The sequence below is a fragment of the Pseudomonas sp. ES1 genome, from assembly GCF_050586605.1.
Lineage (GTDB): Bacteria > Pseudomonadota > Gammaproteobacteria > Pseudomonadales > Pseudomonadaceae > Aquipseudomonas > Aquipseudomonas sichuanensis.
This window is the reverse complement of record NZ_JBOBDM010000039.1, coordinates 1-20,125: the sequence shown is the minus strand read 5'-3', so window position 1 is coordinate 20,125 and position 20,125 is coordinate 1. Positions and strand designations below refer to the sequence as shown.

Annotated in this window: 17 protein-coding genes; 6 read left to right on the top strand and 11 right to left on the bottom strand. The window is 64.5% G+C overall.

Annotation, left to right across the window (positions count from 1 at the left end; translation table 11 throughout):
- Positions 1-82: 82 nt before the first annotated feature.
- From ACQ4N9_RS16945 to ACQ4N9_RS16930, 4 genes are read right to left on the bottom strand one after another with little or no spacing between them, the layout of a single operon-like run.
- Positions 83-1,402 (bottom strand): sensor histidine kinase, encoded by a 1,320-nt coding sequence (locus ACQ4N9_RS16945; protein WP_390967535.1) that lies wholly within the window; start codon positions 1,400-1,402, stop codon positions 83-85.
- On the bottom strand, positions 1,399-2,067 hold the full coding sequence (locus tag ACQ4N9_RS16940; RefSeq protein WP_125463500.1) for a response regulator transcription factor: 669 nt from the start codon (positions 2,065-2,067) through the stop codon (positions 1,399-1,401). The genes ACQ4N9_RS16945 and ACQ4N9_RS16940 overlap by 4 nt, the downstream gene beginning before the upstream one ends.
- Positions 2,068-2,382 (bottom strand): PepSY domain-containing protein, encoded by a 315-nt coding sequence (locus ACQ4N9_RS16935; protein ID WP_390967534.1) that lies wholly within the window; start codon positions 2,380-2,382, stop codon positions 2,068-2,070.
- On the bottom strand, positions 2,382-2,690 hold the full coding sequence (locus tag ACQ4N9_RS16930; RefSeq protein WP_110994219.1) for a PepSY domain-containing protein: 309 nt from the start codon (positions 2,688-2,690) through the stop codon (positions 2,382-2,384). Before ACQ4N9_RS16930 ends, ACQ4N9_RS16935 begins: the two co-directional genes overlap by 1 nt.
- Before the next feature lie 214 nt (positions 2,691-2,904).
- Here ACQ4N9_RS16930 and ACQ4N9_RS16925 point away from each other — a divergent pair, with 214 nt between their 5' ends.
- Together ACQ4N9_RS16925 and queD are read left to right on the top strand one after the other, a co-directional pair.
- Positions 2,905-3,984: a patatin-like phospholipase family protein gene (locus tag ACQ4N9_RS16925; protein WP_125858142.1), complete on the top strand. Its 1,080-nt coding sequence runs from the start codon at positions 2,905-2,907 to the stop codon at positions 3,982-3,984.
- A gap of 53 nt (positions 3,985-4,037) precedes the next feature.
- A complete protein-coding gene (gene queD / locus ACQ4N9_RS16920) occupies positions 4,038-4,394 on the top strand; it encodes a 6-carboxytetrahydropterin synthase QueD (RefSeq protein WP_125463497.1) in 357 nt (118 codons plus the stop codon).
- A gap of 129 nt (positions 4,395-4,523) precedes the next feature.
- On the opposite strand, the gene ACQ4N9_RS16915 is transcribed toward queD, so the two are convergent.
- Positions 4,524-5,003, bottom strand: coding sequence for a DUF1289 domain-containing protein (locus tag ACQ4N9_RS16915; protein ID WP_390967533.1), 480 nt, complete (start codon positions 5,001-5,003; stop codon positions 4,524-4,526).
- 406 nt (positions 5,004-5,409) lie between these two features.
- On the opposite strand from ACQ4N9_RS16915, the gene acnB reads away from it, so the two are divergent.
- On the top strand, positions 5,410-8,019 hold the full coding sequence (gene acnB / locus ACQ4N9_RS16910; protein WP_390967621.1) for a bifunctional aconitate hydratase 2/2-methylisocitrate dehydratase: 2,610 nt from the start codon (positions 5,410-5,412) through the stop codon (positions 8,017-8,019).
- Between the two features lie 173 nt (positions 8,020-8,192).
- Here acnB and prpD read toward each other — a convergent pair whose 3' ends face one another.
- The 6 genes from prpD to ACQ4N9_RS16880 form a co-directional block, all read right to left on the bottom strand.
- Positions 8,193-9,677, bottom strand: coding sequence for a 2-methylcitrate dehydratase (gene prpD / locus ACQ4N9_RS16905; RefSeq protein ID WP_390967532.1), 1,485 nt, complete (start codon positions 9,675-9,677; stop codon positions 8,193-8,195).
- A 148-nt stretch (positions 9,678-9,825) separates the two neighbouring features.
- Positions 9,826-11,016: a 2-methylaconitate cis-trans isomerase PrpF gene (gene prpF, locus ACQ4N9_RS16900; RefSeq protein WP_390967531.1), complete on the bottom strand. Its 1,191-nt coding sequence runs from the start codon at positions 11,014-11,016 to the stop codon at positions 9,826-9,828.
- Between the two features lie 132 nt (positions 11,017-11,148).
- Positions 11,149-13,737 carry a Fe/S-dependent 2-methylisocitrate dehydratase AcnD gene (acnD, locus tag ACQ4N9_RS16895; RefSeq protein WP_390967529.1) on the bottom strand — a complete coding sequence of 863 codons (2,589 nt, stop codon included), beginning with the start codon at positions 13,735-13,737 and terminating at the stop codon, positions 11,149-11,151.
- A gap of 78 nt (positions 13,738-13,815) precedes the next feature.
- On the bottom strand, positions 13,816-14,943 hold the full coding sequence (prpC, locus tag ACQ4N9_RS16890) for a bifunctional 2-methylcitrate synthase/citrate synthase (protein ID WP_390967528.1): 1,128 nt from the start codon (positions 14,941-14,943) through the stop codon (positions 13,816-13,818).
- Positions 14,944-15,114: 171 nt separating this feature from the next.
- Positions 15,115-16,005, bottom strand: coding sequence for a methylisocitrate lyase (gene prpB, locus ACQ4N9_RS16885; RefSeq protein ID WP_390967527.1), 891 nt, complete (start codon positions 16,003-16,005; stop codon positions 15,115-15,117).
- Complete coding sequence (locus ACQ4N9_RS16880) at positions 16,002-16,718, bottom strand: GntR family transcriptional regulator (protein ID WP_125463491.1); 717 nt, start codon at positions 16,716-16,718, stop codon at positions 16,002-16,004. Before ACQ4N9_RS16880 ends, prpB begins: the two co-directional genes overlap by 4 nt.
- Before the next feature lie 285 nt (positions 16,719-17,003).
- Here ACQ4N9_RS16880 and ACQ4N9_RS16875 point away from each other — a divergent pair, with 285 nt between their 5' ends.
- The 3 genes from ACQ4N9_RS16875 to ACQ4N9_RS16865 are packed head-to-tail and all read left to right on the top strand — an operon-like array spanning position 17,004 to position 20,061.
- Complete coding sequence (locus ACQ4N9_RS16875) at positions 17,004-17,540, top strand: ATP-dependent zinc protease family protein (protein WP_390967526.1); 537 nt, start codon at positions 17,004-17,006, stop codon at positions 17,538-17,540.
- 5 nt (positions 17,541-17,545) lie between these two features.
- Entirely contained in the window at positions 17,546-19,081 is a 1,536-nt protein-coding gene (locus ACQ4N9_RS16870) for an inactive transglutaminase family protein (protein WP_390967525.1), read from the top strand.
- The gene (locus ACQ4N9_RS16865; protein ID WP_125858136.1) at positions 19,081-20,061 is read left to right on the top strand and encodes an alpha-L-glutamate ligase-like protein; all 981 of its coding nucleotides are present in this window, start codon (positions 19,081-19,083) and stop codon (positions 20,059-20,061) included. Before ACQ4N9_RS16870 ends, ACQ4N9_RS16865 begins: the two co-directional genes overlap by 1 nt.
- Positions 20,062-20,125 lie beyond the last annotated feature (64 nt).

Genomic DNA, 20,125 nt, shown 5'->3' with positions numbered 1-20,125 from the left:
AATTTTTTTGCAGGGTTGATCTGATCCTCATCGCGGGGCAAGCCCGCTCCCACGCCTATCGCGGGACACCCCGCGATGGCGATCAACGATTTTTACGCGGCAACTCGATACTCACCCGCAACCCGCCCTGCGGGCTATCCAGCAAGACGATGCGCCCGCCCCAGGCGTCGACGATATCGCGCACGATACCCAGCCCCAGGCCGTGCCCGTCGACCTGCTCGTCCAGCCGCGAGCCGCGCTCGAGCACTTGCAGGCGCTGCGCTTCGGGAATGCCGGGGCCATCGTCGTCGACCCACAGCTGATAACCCTCGGTGGTCGCCGCCATGCCCACACGCACCTCGCTGTCAGCCCATTTGCAGGCGTTGTCCAGCAAGTTGCCGAGCAGCTCCAGCAGGTCTTCGCGATCCCAAGGCAACAACAGCCCGGGCGGTACGTCGTGTTCCAGCAACAGCCCTTCGCCATGGATCATCGCCAAGGTAGCCAGCAACCCCGGCAGCTCGGCATCGCAGTCGAACTGCGCGCCGGGCAGCGCATCCCCGGCCAGGCGCGCACGGTTGAGCTCCCGGGCCAGGCGCTGCTGGATCTGCTGCAGTTGCTCGCGCATCTGCGCGCGCACCTCGGGCAATGCCTGCAGGCGCTCGCTGGCGGCCAGGCTGAGCAGCACCGCCAGCGGCGTCTTCAGCGCATGCCCCAGGTTGCCCAGGGCATTGCGCGAGCGGCGCAGGCTGTCTTCGGTGTGATTGAGCAGGTGGTTGATCTGATCCACCAAGGGCTGCAATTCGCTGGGCACCTGGGCATCCAGCTGCGAGCGTTGGCCCTGCTGCAATTGGGCGATCTGCTGGCGGGCGCGCTCCAGCGGGCGCAGCGAGCGGGTCACGGTGATGCGCTGCAGCACCAGCACCAGCACCAACGCCACCAGGCCCATGCCCAGGCCGATCTGCTGCATGCGGCGAAAACCCTCGCGCACGGGCGAATAGTCCTGGGCCACACTGATCGAGATGTCCTGGCCCAGGCGCCGGTAGTCGCCGCGATAGGCCAGCAGTTGCTGGCCCTCGGGGCCCAGCTCATGGCCGTCGTCCAGCCCGGGCCTGGCCGGCTTGGGCATGTCCAGGTCCCAGAGCGAGCGCGAGCGCCAGGTGCCCTGGTCGAAATCGATACGGAAGTAGTAACCCGAGAAGGGGCGCTGGTAGGCCGCCGAGATGCGCCGCTCGTCCAGTTGCAGGCCGGACGGCCCACGCACCAGCGCCACCAGCAGGTTCTCGCTTTCTTTGCGCAGGCCGGTTTCCAGGTAACGCTGCAGGCCGGCCTCGAACAGCCACAGGGTGAGTTGCGCAAACGCCAGGCCCACCACCACCAGCACCGCCACCAGCCCCAGGCTCAAGCGCGCCTGGATCGACTTCACGCGCCACTCCCGGCGTACACATAACCCTGGCCACGGCGGGTCTCGATCACGCTGCGCCCGAGCTTGCGGCGCAAGTGGTTGACGTGCACTTCAAGGACGTTGGAATCACGCTCGGTCTCGCCGTCGTAGAGGTGCTCGGCCAGGTGGCTCTTGGACAGCACCTGGCCCGGGTGCAGCATGAAATAGCGCAGCAGGCGGAACTCGGCGGCGGTCAGCTGGACATCGACACCTTCACGGCTGACGCACTGGCGCGATTCATCCAGGTGCAGGCCGGCGGCTTCCAGCTTCGGCTGGTTGGCCAGGCCCTTGGCGCGGCGCAGCAGGGCCTGGATGCGCAGTTGCAGCTCCTCGGGATGGAAGGGTTTGCTCAGGTAGTCGTCGGCGCCGGCCTTGAGGCCTTCGATTCGCTCGGCCCAGGAGCCGCGCGCCGTGAGGATCAGCACCGGGGTGGCGAGGTTGGCCCCGCGCCATTGCGCCAGCACGTCAAGCCCAGGCAACCCCGGCAGGCCGAGGTCAAGGATGATCAGGTCGTAGGGCTCGCTCTGGCCCTGGTACACCGCGTCGCGGCCATCGGCCAGCCAGTCCACCGCATACCCCTGGCGCTGCAGGGCGGCAATCAGTTCATCGGCCAGGGGCACGTTGTCTTCGACCAGCAACAGGCGCATTCAGTCATCTTCCTCGTCTTTGAGCAGCTCGCCGGAGCGGGCATCGAGCTTGATCTCGCGCACCACGCCCTGGGGGGTCAGCAACTCGACTTCGTATTCGTAGCGGCCGTGCTTCTCTTCCAGCTCCGCCTCCAGCAGACGCGCCCCGGGGTAACGCCCCAGGGCGGTCTCGAGCAAGCGCTCGAAAGGCAGGATGATGCCCTGCTGGCGCAGCGCCAGGGCCTCGTCCTGATCCAGGTCGCGGGCGGCGGCCAGCGAGCACATGCCGAGCAAGGCCAGGGCCAGGCAGCGCGCCACCTGCGCTAATGCGCTCATCAATTGTCCCGCGCGTCCTTCAGCACTTCACCGGTCTTGGCGTCCAGGTCGACGTCCCATTCGACGTTCTGCGCATCACGCAGTTCGACCTTGTAGATGTAGCGGCCGTATTCGTCTTCGAGTTCGGAGTCGGTGACGGTGGCGCCGGGGTGCTTGGCCACGGCGGCGGCCTTGAGTTCGTCCAGCGACTTGATCGTCTTGGCGTTCACCAGCTTTACCACTTCATCGGGCTGCACGTCCTTGGCGAAAGCGGCGTTGGCACCCAATGCAAGGGCGGCGGCGGTGAACAGGGCAGTCAGGGTTTTCATGGGGGTCTCTCCTTGGGGATGAGCAAGTTGTCTACGCAATCAAGACTAACCGGGGGTCCTTAATCCAACCTGAAAACAGCTGGCCGCATGATAGCGCAGATGGCAAGGCCGCCTGTACCGACCCTGTCCCCCTGCTGCTGTGGGAGCGGGCTTGCCCCGCGACAGGGCCATCTGCCTTTATACTGCCTGGCCTGTGCCACCCAAAGGGCCCACCATGACCGCCATCCACATCAAGTACCCCGCCCTGACCTTCAAGGCCGGCCAACGCGCCCTGCGGCAGATCCGCGAGCGCGGTCTGCAGGCGGCCGATGTCGGTGTGCTGCCCGGCGCCGCCGGCGGGCCCAAGCCTTTGGGCATCCAGGGCCTGGACCTGGCGCTGTTCGGTGAATGGCTACCCACCGCCCCACGCCAGCGCGCGCTGATCGGCGCCTCGATCGGTTCCTGGCGCTTCGCCAGCGCCTGCCTCGACGACCCGGTGGCCGGCATCCGCCGCCTGGGCGAGCTGTACACCGAGCAGGATTTCGCCAAAGGCGTCACGCCCAGGCAGATCAGCCAGAGCAGCCAGCGCATGCTCGACGACCTGCTGCAGGGCCGCGACGGGCAGATTCTCGGCAACCCGCACTACCGCCTGAACATCCTGGTGGTGAAGAGCCACGGCCAGCTCGCCCACGACCACCGTGGCCGCCTGGGCCTGGGGTTGTCTTCGGTGATCGCCAGCAACCTGCTGGGGCGCGCACGCCTGGGCCGGCATTTCGAACGGGTGATCCTGCATGACCAGCGCGCCGCGCCACCGCTGGACGCGCTCACCGACTTCCCTTCGCGCTGCTTGCCGCTGGACCTGGCCAACCTGCGCCAGGCGCTGCTCGCCTCGGGCTCGATCCCCATGGTCATGGAGGGCGTGCGCGACATCCCCGGTGCCGGCGCCGGCACCTACCGCGACGGCGGCCTGCTCGACTATCACCTGGACCTGCCCTACCGGGGCGACGACCTGGTGCTCTACCCGCATTTCACCGACAAAGTGGTGCCCGGCTGGTTCGACAAGACCCTGCCCTGGCGCAGGGGCGACGCCACGCGCCTGCAGAACGTGCTGCTGATGACCCCGTCGCCGCAGTACCTGGCCGCCCTGCCCTACGGCAAGCTGCCGGACCGCAACGACTTCAAGCGCTTCATGGGGGATGCGCCGACGCGCAAGCGCTACTGGTACAAGGCCATTGCCGAAAGCCAACGGCTGGGGGATGAGCTGCTGGAGCTGATCGCCACCGGGCGGTTGCAGGATCAGCTGCAAGCCTTGTAGCGGGCATGCTGGTAGACTGCGCGCATTATCGATACACACAGAGTCCTGACAGCGTGGAAATTTTCAAAGAGTTCACATTCGAATCGGCCCACCGCCTGCCCAACGTTCCCGCCGGGCACAAATGCGGCCGTCTGCATGGTCACTCGTTCAAGGTCGGCCTGCACCTGACCGGCCCGCTCGATCCGCACACCGGCTGGATCCGCGATTTTTCCGAGATCAAGGCGATCTTCAAGCCGATCTACGAGCAACTGGACCACAACTACCTGAACGACATCCCCGGCCTGGAAAACCCCACCAGCGAAGTGCTCGCCAAGTGGATCTGGGAGCAGGTCAAGCCGCTGCTGCCGGAGTTGTCGAAGGTGCGTATTCACGAGACCTGCACCAGCGGCTGCGAGTACACCGGCGACTGATCCGCAATCTTCGCCAGCCCCTTCGCGGGTAAACCCGCTCCCACAGGTTCGACACAGATTTCAAAGGCTGTGGTGCATCTGTGGGAGCGGGTTTACCCGCGAAGAGGCCAGCAGCATCACCCGAGAGCTTTAGCCCTGACCGCGATCCAGGGCATCACGCAGAAAACTCGGCGCGATGTAGCGCTGGTAATGCGCCTCGGACAGCAAGAAGAACTCCCGATCGATGGCATCACGCAGTTGCGGCAAGTCCCAATCGCGGAACTCCGGCAACAACGCCATCCCGTACGCTTCCAGGTCGCGGATCATCCGCGCGCCCCGGGCGATCAGCTGGTAAGCCCAGCAATATTCCGACTGCTGCACGACAAAGCGGATCGAACGCTGCTCCAGTTGCTGGCGCAGCAGGCCTTTGTCGAACACTTCCAGCTTGGCCATCATCACCTGCACCAGCAGTTGCTCCAGGCGCAGCCACACGGCGCGCTTCTGCTCGTCGCCGTAGCCGTTCCAGTGGATTACTTCGTGGTGAAAACGCTTGCAGCCACGGCACACCAGATCTCCATACACCGTGGAGCAGAGGCCGACGCAAGGGGTCTTGATGGACTGGTTGGTCATTGGAAAACAACAGCTTGACGGCGGAACACCGGCTCATGTTAGCCCTTTGTCTAACCAGGGTCACTGGTTAAAGTCATCTTTGCCGCCTTACCTTCGGGCTTTTTTTGCCGTAGAATCACACCGCCTTTTCAAGGCAACAATGTCCGTTGGAAGCTGTTTTCAAAGCGTCACGAGCACAGTTGATCCGGTAGAACGGCGTTGGCCCGGGCCATGCACCCCTCGCATGCCCGCGCCAGCCCTCATCAGCCTCCCGTTCTACAGGCGTAAAACTTTGAAAGCAGCTTCTGTAAGGATTCTTTGCGACCCTGGCGGTGCGACTCAAAAAGTCGGCGCTGCGCATGGGTGCATTGAATGCTGGATGAGCGTCCCGGACTCCCTTTAGGGACCACTGATGAGGGTAATAACTGTGCTTGAAGCCTACCGCAAACACATCGAAGAGCGTGCCGCTCTGGGTATCGTGCCCCAGCCGCTGAACGCCGAACAAACCGCAGGCCTGGTCGAGCTGCTGAAAAACCCGCCGGCCGGCGAAGAAGCCTTCCTCGTAGACCTGATCACCAACCGCGTTCCGCCAGGGGTGGACGAAGCCGCCTACGTCAAGGCCGCTTTCCTCTCCGCCATCGCCAAGGGCGAAGCCAAGTCGCCACTGCTCGACCGCAAGCGCGCTGCCGAGCTGCTGGGCACCATGCAGGGCGGTTACAACATCGAGACGCTGGTTGCGCTGCTGGATGACGCCGAACTGGGCGCCGTCGCGGCCGAACAGCTCAAGCACACCCTGCTGATGTTCGACGCCTTCCACGACGTGGCCGAAAAAGCCAAGGCGGGCAATGCCCACGCCAAGGCCGTGCTGGAATCCTGGGCTGCCGGCGAGTGGTTCACCTCGCGTCCGGCCATCGCCGACAAGTACACCCTGACCGTGTTCAAGGTGCCTGGCGAAACCAACACCGACGACCTGTCCCCTGCCCCGGACGCCTGGTCGCGCCCTGACATCCCGCTGCACGCCCTGGCCATGCTGAAGATGGCCCGCGACGGCATCGAGCCCAAGCAGCCTGGCTCGGTCGGCCCGCTGGCCCAGATCGAAGCGGTCAAGGCCAAAGGTCACCCAGTTGCCTACGTCGGTGACGTGGTCGGTACCGGTTCCTCGCGTAAATCCGCCACCAACTCGGTGCTGTGGTTCTTCGGCGACGACATCCCATACGTTCCGAACAAGCGCGCTGGCGGCTTCTGCTTCGGCACCAAGATCGCCCCGATCTTCTACAACACCATGGAAGACGCCGGCGCCCTGCCGATCGAATTCGACTGCACCAACCTGGCCATGGGCGACGTCATCGACGTCTACCCATTCAAGGGCGAAGTGCGCCGCAACGGCAGCGACGAGCTGGTCACCAGCTTCGAGCTGAAAACCGAAGTGCTGCTCGATGAAGTCCGCGCTGGCGGCCGTATCCCGCTGATCGTCGGCCGTGGCCTGACCGAGAAAGCCCGCGCCGAACTGGGCCTGGGTGCTTCCGACCTGTTCAAGAAGCCAGAGCAACCTGCCGCTTCGACCAAGGGCTTCACCCTGGCGCAGAAGATGGTCGGCCGTGCCTGCGGTCTGCCGGAAGGCCAGGGCGTGCGCCCAGGTGCCTACTGCGAGCCGAAGATGACCACCGTCGGTTCCCAGGACACCACTGGCCCGATGACCCGCGACGAGCTGAAAGACCTGGCGTGCCTGGGCTTCTCCGCCGACCTGGTCATGCAGTCGTTCTGCCACACCGCGGCCTATCCGAAGCCGATCGACGTCACCACCCACCACACCCTGCCAGACTTCATCCGCACCCGTGGCGGCGTGTCGCTGCGCCCGGGCGACGGCATCATCCACAGCTGGCTGAACCGCATGCTGATGCCTGACACCGTCGGCACCGGTGGCGACTCGCACACCCGCTTCCCGATCGGCATCTCGTTCCCGGCCGGTTCCGGCCTGGTAGCCTTCGCCGCCGCCACCGGCGTCATGCCGCTGGACATGCCAGAGTCGATCCTGGTGCGCTTCAAGGGCAAGCTGCAGCCTGGCATCACCCTGCGTGACCTGGTCCATGCCATCCCTTACTACGCCATCCAGAAAGGCCTGCTGACCGTCGAGAAGAAGGGCAAGAAAAACGCCTTCTCCGGCCGCATCCTGGAAATCGAAGGCCTGGACGAACTGACCGTCGAGCAAGCGTTCGAACTGTCCGACGCCTCGGCCGAGCGTTCCGCTGCCGGCTGCACCATCAAGCTGCCAGAGAAGGCCGTTGCCGAGTACCTGCAGTCCAACATCACCCTGCTGCGCTGGATGATCGGCGAAGGCTACGGCGATGCCCGCACCCTGGAGCGTCGCGCCCAGGCCATGGAAGCCTGGCTGGCCAAGCCTGAGCTGCTGTCGGCCGACAAAGACGCAGAGTACGCCGAGATCATCGAGATCGACCTGGCCGACGTCAAAGAGCCTGTGCTCTGCGCGCCGAACGACCCGGACGATGCCCGCCTGCTGTCTTCGGTACAGGGCGAGAAGATCGACGAAGTGTTCATCGGTTCGTGCATGACCAACATCGGCCACTTCCGCGCTGCCGGCAAGCTGCTGGACAAGGTCAAGGGCGGTATCCCTACCCGTCTGTGGCTGGCTCCGCCAACCAAGATGGACGCCCACCAGCTGACCGAAGAAGGCTACTACGGCATCTACGGCAAGGCCGGTGCGCGCATGGAAATGCCAGGCTGCTCGCTGTGCATGGGTAACCAGGCACGTGTGCAGACCGGTTCGACCGTGGTCTCCACTTCGACCCGTAACTTCCCGAACCGTCTGGGCGACGCTACCAACGTGTACCTGGCATCGGCCGAGCTGGCTGCTGTCGCTTCGATCATCGGCAAGCTGCCGACCGTCGAAGAGTACATGCAGTACGCCAAGGACATCGACAGCATGGCTGCCGACGTCTACCGCTACCTGAGCTTCGACCAGATCGCCGAGTTCCGCGAAGCGGCCGCCAACGCCAAGATCCCGGTGGTTCAGGCGTAAGTTGAGTTTCAGGCTGTAACAGAAAGCCCCGGTAGAAATGCCGGGGCTTTTTTATTGACCTTGTTCTGGCCTCTTCGCGGGTAAACCCGCTCCCACAGGATCGCGCAGTGCTTAGGGTCTGCGCCAACCCTGTGGGAGCGGGTTTACCCGCGAAGAGGCCAGGACAAGCAACATCAAATCACGAACAGATCGACAAACCTGTGCACCGGCATTGCCTCCAGCTTCACCTGGTCCTTGCACAACGCCACAATCTCCTCACAACGCTGACGCACGAACCGCGTCGCCAGGTTGGCCCTGAACTTGGCCTCCAGCAACGGCAGCCCCTCCTCCCGCCGGCGCCGATGGCCGATCGGGTACTCCACCACCACCTGCTCGGTGTGGGTGCCGTCCTTGAAGAACACCTGCACGGCATTGGCGATCGAGCGCTTGTCCGCCTCCAGGTACTCGCGGCTGAAACGCGGCTCCTCGACCACCTCCATCTTCTCGCGCAAGCGGTCGATGCTCGGGTGGGCGGCGTGGAAGCTGTCTTCATAGTGTTCGGCCACCAGGTCGCCGAAGATCAGCGGCACAGCGGTCATGTATTGCAGGCAATGGTCACGGTCGGCGGCGTTGGCCAGCGGGCCTTCCTTGGAAATGATGCGGATCGCCGACTCGTTGGTGGCGATGACGATGCGGTCGACTTCGTGCAGGCGGTTGCGCACCTGCCGATGCAGCATCAGCGCCGCCTCGCAGGCGGTCTGGGCATGGAACTCGGCGGGGAAGCTGACCTTGAACAGGATGTTTTCCATGACGTAACTGCCGAAGGGCTGGGGCAGGCGCAATTCGCGCTGGGCCTCTTGCTTGAGTGCCAGGTCCTTGTTGCTGTGGCTGAACGAAACATCATAAAAGCCCCACTGCGCCGCACTGAGCACACCGGGAATGCCCATTTCACCGCGCAGGGCAATATCGGCCAGACGTACGCCCCGACTGGAGGCATCCCCCGCCGCCCACGACTTGCGCGAGCCGGCGTTCGGCGCATGGCGGTAGGTGCGCAGGGCCTGGCCGTCGACGAAGGCATGGGACAAGGCCGACAGCAGCTGATCGCGGTTGGCACCCATCAGCTTGGCGCACACTGCCGTCGAGGCGACCTTGACCAGCACTACATGATCCAGGCCGACTCGATTGAAGGCGTTCTCCAGCGCCAGCACGCCCTGAATCTCGTGGGCCATGACCATGGCCTCGAGCACCTCGCGCATGGTCAGCGGTGCTTCGCCGCCGGCCACGCGCTTCTGCGACAGATGATCGGTGACCGCGAGAATCCCGCCCAGGTTGTCCGAGGGATGGGCCCATTCGGCGGCCAGCCAGGTGTCGTTGTAGTCCAGCCAGCGGACAATGCAGCCAATGTCCCAGGCGGCTTTGACCGGGTCGAGGCGGTAGGCGGTGCCGGGCACGCGGGCGCCATTGGGCACCACCGTGCCTTCGACCAGCGGGCCGAGCAGCTTGGTGCATTCGGGGAAACGCAGCGCCAGCAGGCCGCAGCCGAGGGTGTCCATCAGGCAGTGGCGGGCGGTATCCAGGGCTTCGGGGGATTCGACGCGGTAACCGAGCACGTAGTCGGCGAGGGTCTGCAGGACTTGGTCGTAGTCGGGGCGGGTGTTCAGATCAGCGTTGGCACTCATTTGCGGCTCCTTTGGAACTGGGGCTGCTTTGCAGCCCATCGCCGGCAAGCCGGCTCCCACAGAGACCGCATTCTCCTGTGGGAGCCGGCTTGCCGGCGATGGGCCGCAACGCGGCCCCGCTCAACGAAAGCCGAGCGCCATTGGTGCGTTAGAAGCTGTCGCCAGGCACGCGCACCCAGCCCTCCATCAGCACCCGAGCACTGCGGCTCATGATTGCTTTGGTCACGGTCCATTGCCCGTCCACCTGGCGGGCTTGTGCCCCCACGCGCAAGGTCCCGGACGGATGCCCGAAGCGCACCGCACTTCGTTCGCCACCGCCTGCGGCAAGGTTGACCAGGGTCCCGGGGATCGCCGCTGCCGTGCCAATGGCCACCGCCGCGGTGCCCATCATGGCGTGGTGCAACTTGCCCATGGACAGCGCGCGCACCAGCAAATCGACATCGCCCGCATTGACCACTTTGCCGCTGGAAGCAGTGTAGGTGGTTGGCGGCGCGACGAACGCGACCTTGGGGGTGTGCTGACGCCCGGCAGCCTGGTCGATATGTTCGATCAGCCCCATGCGCAACGCGCCGTGGGCGCGAATGGTCTCGAACCGCGCCAGTGCAGCGACGTCACCGTTGATCGCGTCCTGAAGTTCGGTACCGGTGTAATCGAGGTCGGCGGCGTTGATGAAGATGGTTGGGATGCCGGCGTTGATCAGGGTTGCCTTGAAGGTGCCGACACCCGGCACTTCAAGGTCGTCGACCAGATTGCCGGTGGGGAACATCGCCCCGCCGTCACCGTCCTCGTCGGCGGCCGGGTCGAGGAACTCCAGCTGCACCTCGGCGGCCGGGAAGGTCACGCCGTCGAGTTCGAAATCGCCGGTTTCCTGTACCTCACCCTCGGTGATCGGCACATGGGCGATGATGGTCTTGCCGATGTTGGCCTGCCAGATGCGCACGGTGGCGACACCGTTGCGCGGCACCCGCGCGGGGTCGACCAGGCCGGCGCTGATGGCGAACGAACCGACCGCAGCCGAGAGGTTGCCGCAGTTGCCGCTCCAGTCGACGAAGGCCTTGTCGATCGACACCTGGCCGAACAGGTAGTCGACATCATGGTCGGGCTTGATGCTTTTCGACAGGATTACGGTCTTGCTGGTGCTGGACGTCGCGCCGCCCATGCCGTCGATCTGCTTGCCGTAGGGGTCGGGGCTGCCGATCACCCGCAGCAGCAGGGCATCGCGGGCGGGGCCTGGAATCTGCGCCTGTTCGGGCAGGTCTTGCAGGCGGAAGAACACGCCTTTGCTAGTGCCGCCACGGATGTAGGTGGCGGGGATTCTGATTTGCGGTACATGTGTCATGGTCAATTCCTGTCTTGCAGGACACCCTGTGGGAGCGGGTTTACCCGCGAAGGCGCTTGATCAAGCAATGATGTTGATCCTGCCGACGCATTCGCGGGTAAACCCGCTCCCACAGGGGCCATGCTGCTCCTGTTAGGCCGTGCCTTCCAGGAAGTCCTGGGCAAAGCGCTGCAGCACCCCGCCCGCCTCGTAGATCGACACTTCTTCGGCGGTGTCCAGGCGGCAGGTCACCGGCACCTCGACACGCTCACCATTGCGCCGCGTGACCACCAGGGTCAACGTGGCGCGCGGCTTGCGCTCACCGAGCACGTCATAGACCTCACTGCCATCGAGCCCCAGGGTCTTGCGGTCGGTGCCTGGCTTGAACTCCAGCGGCAGCACACCCATACCCACCAGGTTGGTGCGGTGGATACGCTCGAAGCCTTCGGCGACGATCGCCTCGACCCCCGCCAGACGCACGCCCTTGGCCGCCCAGTCACGGGACGAACCCTGGCCGTAGTCGGCACCGGCGACGATGATCAACGGCTGCTTGCGCTGCATGTAGGTTTCGATGGCTTCCCACATACGGGTCACCTTGCCTTCCGGCTCGATGCGCGCCAGCGAACCCTGCTTCACGCTGCCGTCGTCCTTGCGCACCATCTCGTTGAACAGCTTGGGGTTGGCGAAGGTGGCGCGCTGGGCGGTCAGGTGGTCGCCACGGTGGGTGGCGTAGGAGTTGAAGTCCTCTTCCGGCAGGCCCATCTTCGCCAGGTACTCACCCGCGGCGCTGTCGAGCATGATGGCGTTGGACGGCGACAGGTGGTCGGTGGTGATGTTGTCCGGCAGCACCGCCAGCGGGCGCATGCCGCGCAAGGTGCGCTCACCGGCCAGGGCGCCTTCCCAGTAAGGCGGGCGGCGAATGTAGGTGCTCATCGGGCGCCAGTCGTACAGCGGCGCGACCTTCGGCCCCTTGTCCTCCTCGATGGTGAACATCGGGATGTACACCTGGCGGAACTGCTCCGGCTTGACCGAAGCACGCACTACCGCGTCGATTTCCTCGTCGCTCGGCCAGATATCCTTCAGGCGGATCTCCTTGCCGTCCACCACACCCAGCACATCCTTCTCGATATCGAAGCGGATGGTGCCGGCGATGGCGTAGGCCACCACCAGCGGCGGCGAAGCGAGGAAAGCCTGCTTGGCGTACGGGTGGATACGCCCGTCGAAGTTGCGGTTGCCCGACAGCACGGCGGTGGCGTACAGGTCACGGTCGATGATCTGCTGCTGGATCACCGGGTCCAGCGCACCGGACATGCCGTTGCAGGTGGTGCAGGCGAAGGCGACGATACCGAAGCCCAACTGCTCCAGCTCTTGCTCGAGCCCGGCCTCCTTGAGGTACAGCTGCACGGTCTTGGAGCCCGGCGCCAGCGACGACTTGACCCACGGCTTGCGGGCCAGGCCGAGCTTGTTGGCGTTGCGCGCCAGCAGGCCCGCAGCGATCACGTTGCGCGGGTTGCTGGTATTGGTGCAGCTGGTGATGGCGGCGATGATCACCGCGCCGTCCGGCATCTGCCCCGGCACCTCCTGCCACTGCCCGGCAATGCCCTTGGCCGCCAGGTCGCTGGTGGCTACCCGGGCGTGCGGGTTGGACGGGCCGGCCATGTTGCGCACCACGCTCGACAGGTCGAAGCTCAGGGTGCGCTCGTACTCGGCCTTGGCCAGGCTGTCGGCCCACAGGCCGGCGGCCTTGGCGTAGGTTTCGACCAACTGCACCTGCTGCTCATCGCGGCCGGTGAGCTTGAGGTAGTCGATGGTCTGCTGGTCGATGGCGAACATCGCCGCGGTGGCGCCGTATTCCGGGGCCATGTTGGAAATGGTGGCACGGTCGCCCAGGGTCAGCGCGCTGGCACCCACACCATGGAACTCGAGGTAGGCACCCACCACCTTCTGCTTGCGCAGGAACTCGGTCAGCGCCAGCACCAGGTCGGTGGCGGTGATGTTCGGCGCCAGGCGACCGGTCAGCTCGACGCCGACGATCTCTGGCAGGCGCATCCACGAGGCGCGGCCGAGCATCACGTTCTCGGCCTCCAGGCCACCGACGCCGATGGCGATCACGCCCAGGGCGTCGACGTGCGGGGTGTGGCTGTCGGTGCCGACGCAGGTGTCCGGGTAGGCCACACCGCGCTCGCTGTGGATCACCGGCGACATCTTCTCCAGGTTGATCTGGTGCATGATGCCGTTGCCCGGCTGGATCACGTCGACGTTCTTGAACGCCTTCTTGGTCCAGTTGATGAAGTGGAAGCGGTCTTCGTTGCGACGGTCTTCGATGGCGCGGTTCTTCTCGAACGCCTGCGGATCGAAGCCGCCGCACTCCACCGCCAGCGAGTGGTCGACGATCAGCTGTACCGGCACCACCGGGTTGACTGCAGCAGGGTCGCCGCCCTTGTCGGCAATGGCGTCGCGCAGGCCGGCCAGGTCCACCAGCGCGGTCTGGCCGAGGATGTCGTGGCACACCACGCGGGCCGGGAACCAGGGGAAGTCGAGGTCGCGCTTGCGTTCGATCAGCTGTTCGAGCGATGCATCGAGGGTGGCCGGATCGCAGCGGCGCACGAGGTTCTCGGCCAGCACGCGGGAGGTATACGGCAGGCCGTCGTAGGCGCCGGGCTTGATGGCCTCGACCGCGGCGCGGGCGTCGTAGTAGTCCAGGGCGGTGCCTGGCAGGGACTTGCGGAATGCGCTGTTCATATCGTTATCTGGCTCGGTCACGGTTTACCTGGGCAGCCATCGGTTTTTCGTGGGAGCGGGTTGCCTGTCTCTATCTGATCAACGCTGTTCGATCGGCACGAACTGGCGCTGCTCGACGCCGGTGTATTCGGCGCTCGGGCGGATGATGCGGTTATTGGCACGCTGCTCGAACACGTGCGCGGCCCAGCCGGTCAGGCGCGAGCAGACGAAGATCGGGGTGAACAGCTTGGTCGGGATACCCATGAAGTGGTACGCCGAGGCATGGTAGAAGTCGGCGTTGGGGAACAGGCGCTTCTGCTCCCACATGGTCTTGTCGATCGCTTCGGAGACCGGGTACAGCACCTTGTCACCCACTTCGTCAGCCAACTGCTTCGACCAGCCCTTGATCACCTCGTTGCGCGGGTCGGACTCTTTGTAGATGGCGTGGCCGAAGCCCATGATCTTGTCCTTGCGCTCGAGCATGCGCAGCAGCTCGGCGGTAGCTTCCTGCGGGCTCTGGAAGCGCTCGATCAGCTCCATTGCCGCTTCGTTGGCACCGCCGTGCAGCGGGCCACGCAGCGAGCCGATGGCGGCAGTGATGCAGGAATACAGGTCCGACAGTGTCGAGGCACAGACCCGGGCGGTGAAGGTCGAGGCGTTGAACTCGTGCTCGGCGTACAGGATCAGCGAGACGTTCATCACCTTGACGTGCAGCGCGCTTGGCTTCTTGCCGTGCAGCAGGTGCAGGAAGTGGCCGCCAATGGTGTCTTCGTCGCTGCTGCAATCAATGCGCACACCGTGATGGGTGAAGCGATACCAGTAGCACATCACGGCCGGGAACAGCGCCAGCAGGCGGTCGGTCTTGTCGTGCTGGGCGTCGAAGGTCAGCTCCGGCTCCAGGGTACCGAGCAGCGAGCAGCCGGTGCGCATCACGTCCATCGGGTGGGCGTCGCGCGGGATGCGTTCGAGCACTTCCTTGAGCGCCTGTGGCAGGTCGCGCAGGCCCTTGAGCTTGCGCTTGTAGTCGGCCAGCTCGGCTTTGCTCGGCAGTTCGCCGTATAGCAGCAGGTAGGCGACTTCCTCGAACTCGGCGCCGGCGGCCAGGTCGCGCACGTCATAGCCGCGGTAGGTCAGGCCGGCGCCGGCCTGGCCGACGGTCGACAGGGCGGTCTGCCCGGCCACCTGGCCACGCAGGCCTGCGCCACTGAGTACTTTTGCTTCGGCCATGGTGTTTCTCCTTTCTTGAATTTGTTATCGAGGTCTTTCTGGCTAATCGGTTTGCCTGTGCCGGCCTCTTCGCGGGTAAACCCGCTCCCACAGGAAAGGCACAGGCTTCAGAGGTGGTGCTGTACCTGTGGGAGCGGGTTTACCCGCGAAGAGGCCGGTGCAGGCATTCACTTATCCTTTTTTCTGGGCGAACAACGCATCGAGGCTCTGCTCGAAGGCGTGGTAGCCGATGGCATCGTAGAGCTCCATGCGGGTCTGCATGGTGTCGACCACGTTCTTCTGCGTGCCGTCGCGGCGCAGGGCGGTGTAGACGTTCTCGGCAGCCTTGTTCATGGCACGGAAGGCCGACAGCGGGTACAGCACCAGCGACACGTCCACCGAGGCCAGCTCTTCGGTGGTGTACAACGGCGTCGCGCCGAATTCGGTGATGTTGGCCAGGATCGGGGCTTTCACTCGGTCGGCGAAGGTCTTGTACATCGACAGTTCAGTGATGGCTTCCGGGAAGATCATGTCGGCGCCGGCCTCGATGCAGGCGGCGGCACGGTCCAGGGCGGCGTTCAGGCCTTCCACCGCCAGGGCGTCGGTACGCGCCATGATCACGAAGCTGTCATCGGTGCGCGCATCCACCGCGGCCTTGATGCGGTCGACCATCTCCTGCTGGGAGACGATCTCCTTGTTCGGGCGGTGGCCGCAGCGCTTGGCGCCGACCTGGTCTTCGATATGGATGGCGGCGGCGCCGAACTTGCTCATCGACTTGACGGTGCGGGCAACGTTGAAGGCCGAGGCACCGAAACCGGTGTCGACATCCACCAGCAGCGGCAGGTCGCACACGTCGGTGATGCGGCGCACGTCGGTGAGCACATCATCCAGGTTGCTGATGCCCAGGTCCGGCAGGCCCAGGGACCCGGCGGCGACACCGCCACCGGACAGGTAGATGGCCTTGAAGCCGGCGCGCTTGGCCAGCAGGGCGTGGTTGGCGTTGATGGCCCCGACCACCTGCAGCGGATGTTCGGCGGCAACCGCGTCACGGAAACGCTGGCCGGGCGTGCTCTTCACTGTCATGACTCACCTCGTGGGCTATTGTTGTCGGCGCCTTGGTAGTGACGCTCGATATTGCGTTTGGACGCGCCGATGTGGCGACGCATCAGGAGTTCTGCAAGTTCGCCGTCGCGGGCTTCGATGGCGTCGAGAATGCGGTGGTGCTCGGCAAAGGCCTGGCGTGGCCGATTGGGCGTGGTCGAGAACTGCAGGCGGTACATGCGCACCAGTTGATAGAGCTCGCCGCAGAGCATCTTGTAGAGGGTCTGGTTGCCGCTGCCCTGGATGATCCGGTAGTGGAAGTCGTGATCGCCTTCCTGCTGGTAGTAGCCCTGCCCGGCCTGAAACGCGGCGTCGCGCTCATGGGTGTCGAGCACTTCGCGCAGTTCGTCGATGGCGGCCTGGCTCATGCGCTCGGCGGCCAGCCGGCAGGCCATGCCTTCGAGCGACTCGCGGATTTCGTAGAGCTCGATCAGCTCGGCATGGCCGAGCGACACCACCCGCGCACCGACGTGCGGCACCCGCACCAGCAGGCGCTGGCCCTCCAGCCGGTGAATCGCCTCGCGCAGCGGGCCGCGGCTGATGCCATAGGTACGTGCCAGTTCCGGCTCGGAGATCTTGCTGCCTGGGGCGATTTCGCCTTTGACGATGGCCGCCTGGATGCGCCGGAAGACGTTTTCCGAGAGGGTCTCGGTCTCGTCCTGCAGGATTGGGGTGGCTTGGGCTGTGTCCAGCATGATTGTCGACACCTTCACATTCAATGACGGCAAAACTAGCTAAACAGACTAGAAGAGTCAAAGACAAAAAGAACATTGTCGACAATTGTCTAATAACGAACTTACCGCATCGCCCTGCGGTCTGATCGCGGGTGCGCTGGCGTCAACACATCGGCGTGATAGAATGCCGCGCTCCTTCGGGAGCATGGATACGCTGCCTGTCATCATTTCATGCTGATGGCAGGCCAATAGGGACGCTTGGCCAGTCGCCTTGCCCTGAACCCCGCACAGCACCGCGCCAGGATTATGAGACTCATACCCGCTTTACTGCTGCTCTGCCTGACTCTGCTGCCGGCCCTTGCGCCTGCGGCACAGAAAACCGTCTATGGCCTGAACGAATACGCGCGCCTGGGCGACCTCGACCTGGAAGTGGCGGCCAAACTCGACACCGGCGCCAAGACCGCCTCGCTCAGTGCCCGCGACATCAAGCGTTTCAAGCGCGACGGCGAGAGCTGGGTGCGCTTCTACCTGGCGATCGACGCCGCCCACAAGCACCCCATCGAACGCCCCCTGGCCCGCGTCAGCAAGATCAAGCGCCGCGCCGGGGACTATGACGCCGAGTCCGGCAAGGCCTACACGGCCCGCCCGGTCATCGAGCTCGATATCTGCATGGGCCAGACCCGACGCACCATCGAGGTCAACCTCACCGACCGCAGCGCCTTCCAGTTCCCGCTGCTGATCGGTTCCGAGGCCCTCAAGCACCTGGATGCGCTGGTCGACCCAAGCCTTAAATACGCGGCCGGCAAACCTGCCTGTGCCACCGAAGTTACCAAAGCAGAGTAATTCCGATGCGCTCTCTTACCCTCCACCTGAAAGTCCTGATCACCGTCCTGGTGTTGTTGGGCGTTGCGGTCACGGCCTACCAGATCTTCTTCCTCGGCATCCCGGTGACCGAGGACGAGACCGACGACCTGTGGAACATCGACGCCAAGGTCGAGTTCGTCGCCAGCACCAAGGACCCGGTCAAGGTGCAGATGTTCGTGCCCCCGCTCAACCGTGACTATGTCAGCCTCAACGAGAGCTTCATCTCCAACAACTACGGGGTGAGCGTCAATCGGGTCGATGGCAACCGCAAGGTGACCTGGTCGGCGCGCCGCGCCAGCGGCAACCAGACGCTGTACTACCGCCTGGTACTGACCAAGCGCTACAGCAGCGAAAAAACCAAGATCAAGGGCCCGACTTTCCGTGACAGCCTGGCCATCGAAGGCCCCGAGAAGCTGGCCGCCGAAGCGCTGATGGCGCCGATCCGCCAGCACTCGGCCGACGTCGAGACCTTCGTCGGCGAGACCATCAAACGTGTCAACAATCTCAACGACGACAACGTCAAGCTGCTGCTGGCCGGCGACACCTCGACGATGAAGAAGGCGCAGATCATCGACCTGCTGCTGTCCATCGCCCATGTGCCGCTGGAGAAAGTGCACACCATCCGCCTGGTGGCCGATACCCCGCAAACCCCTGAACTGTGGCTGCGCAGCTTCAACGGCAACGACTGGCTGTACTTCAACCCGGACACCGGCGAACAGGGCCTGCCCAGCGACCGCCTGCTGTGGTGGACCGGTGACGACAACCTGATCACCGTCGATGGCGGCAAGAAGGCCAACGTCACCTTCAGCATGAACAACAGCGAGATGAACGCCATCCGCCTGGCCAAGCTGACCGACGAGAACACCGACGCCGACTTCCTCGAGTACTCGCTGTACGGCCTGCCGCTGCAGACCCAGCAGACCTTCATGATCATGGTGATGATCCCGATCGGTGTGCTGGTGATCCTGGTGCTGCGCAACCTGATCGGCATCCAGACCCTGGGTACCTTCACCCCGGTGTTGATCGCCCTGGCCTTCCGCGAGACACAGCTGGGCTTCGGCATCATGCTGTTCACGGTGATCACCGCGCTGGGCCTGTCGCTACGCTCCTATCTTGAACACCTGAAGCTGCAGATGCTGCCGCGCCTGTCGGTGGTGCTGACCTTCGTCGTGGTGCTGATCGCCGCCATCAGCCTGTTCAGCCACAAGCTGGGCCTGGAGCGCGGCCTGTCGGTAGCGCTGTTCCCGATGGTGATCCTGACCATGACCATCGAGCGCCTGTCGATCACCTGGGAAGAGCGCGGCGGCGGCCATGCCATGAAAGTAGCCATCGGCACCCTGTTCGCCGCGTCCCTGGCGCACTTGCTGATGACCGTGCCGGAGCTGACCTACTTCGTCTTCACCTTCCCGGCGGTACTGCTGGTCCTGGTGGGCTTCATGCTGGCGATGGGTCGCTACCGCGGCTACCGCCTGACCGAGCTCGTGCGCTTCAAGGCTTTCCTGAAGAAGGCTGACGCCTGATGTTCGGCCTGATCAAGACGTGGAAAGCCCTGGAGGCCCGGGGCATCATGGGTATCAACCGGCGTAACGCGGACTACGTACTCAAGTACAACAAGCGCAGCCTGTACCCGATCGTCGACGACAAGATCATCACCAAGGAGCGCGCCCTGGCGGCCGGCATCCATGTGCCGGAGATGTACGGCATCATCGAGACCGAGAAGCAGATCGAGAAGCTCCACGAGATCATCGGCGAGCGCACCGACTTCGTCATCAAGCCGGCACAGGGTGCCGGCGGCGACGGCATCCTGGTAATCGCCGACCGCTTCGAGGAACGCTACCGCACGGTCTCCGGCAAGATCATCAGCCACGAAGAGATCGAGCATCAGATTTCCAGCATCCTCACCGGGCTGTACTCGCTGGGCGGGCACCGTGACCGCGCGCTGATCGAGTACCGGGTCACCCCGGACCAGATCTTCAAGAGCATCAGCTACGAGGGCGTGCCGGACATCCGCATCATCGTGCTGATGGGCTACCCGGTGATGGCCATGCTGCGCCTGCCCACCCGCCAGTCCGGCGGCAAGGCCAACCTGCACCAGGGCGCCATCGGCGTGGGCGTCGACCTGACCACGGGGATGACGCTGCGCGGCACCTGGCTGAACAAGATCATCAGCAAGCACCCGGACACCACCAACGCGGTGGACGGCGTGCAGTTGCCGAACTGGGACGGTTTCATGAAGCTTGCCGCCAGCTGCTACGAGCTGTGCGGCCTGGGCTACATCGGCGTGGACATGGTGCTGGACCAGGACAAGGGCCCGCTGATCCTCGAGCTCAACGCCCGCCCTGGCCTGAACATCCAGATCGCCAACGACTGCGGCCTGACCCAACGCACCCATGCCATCGAGGCGCACATCGAGGCGTTGGCCAAAGAAGGCCGCACCGAGACCGCCGAAGAACGGGTAAAAGTGGCACAAGGCCTGTTCGGGCACGTGCACACAGGTTGAACCGAGGGAGCGGGCTTGCCCCGCGCTAGCACAGCCAGGCAAGGCCCCAATCACAGGGCAAACC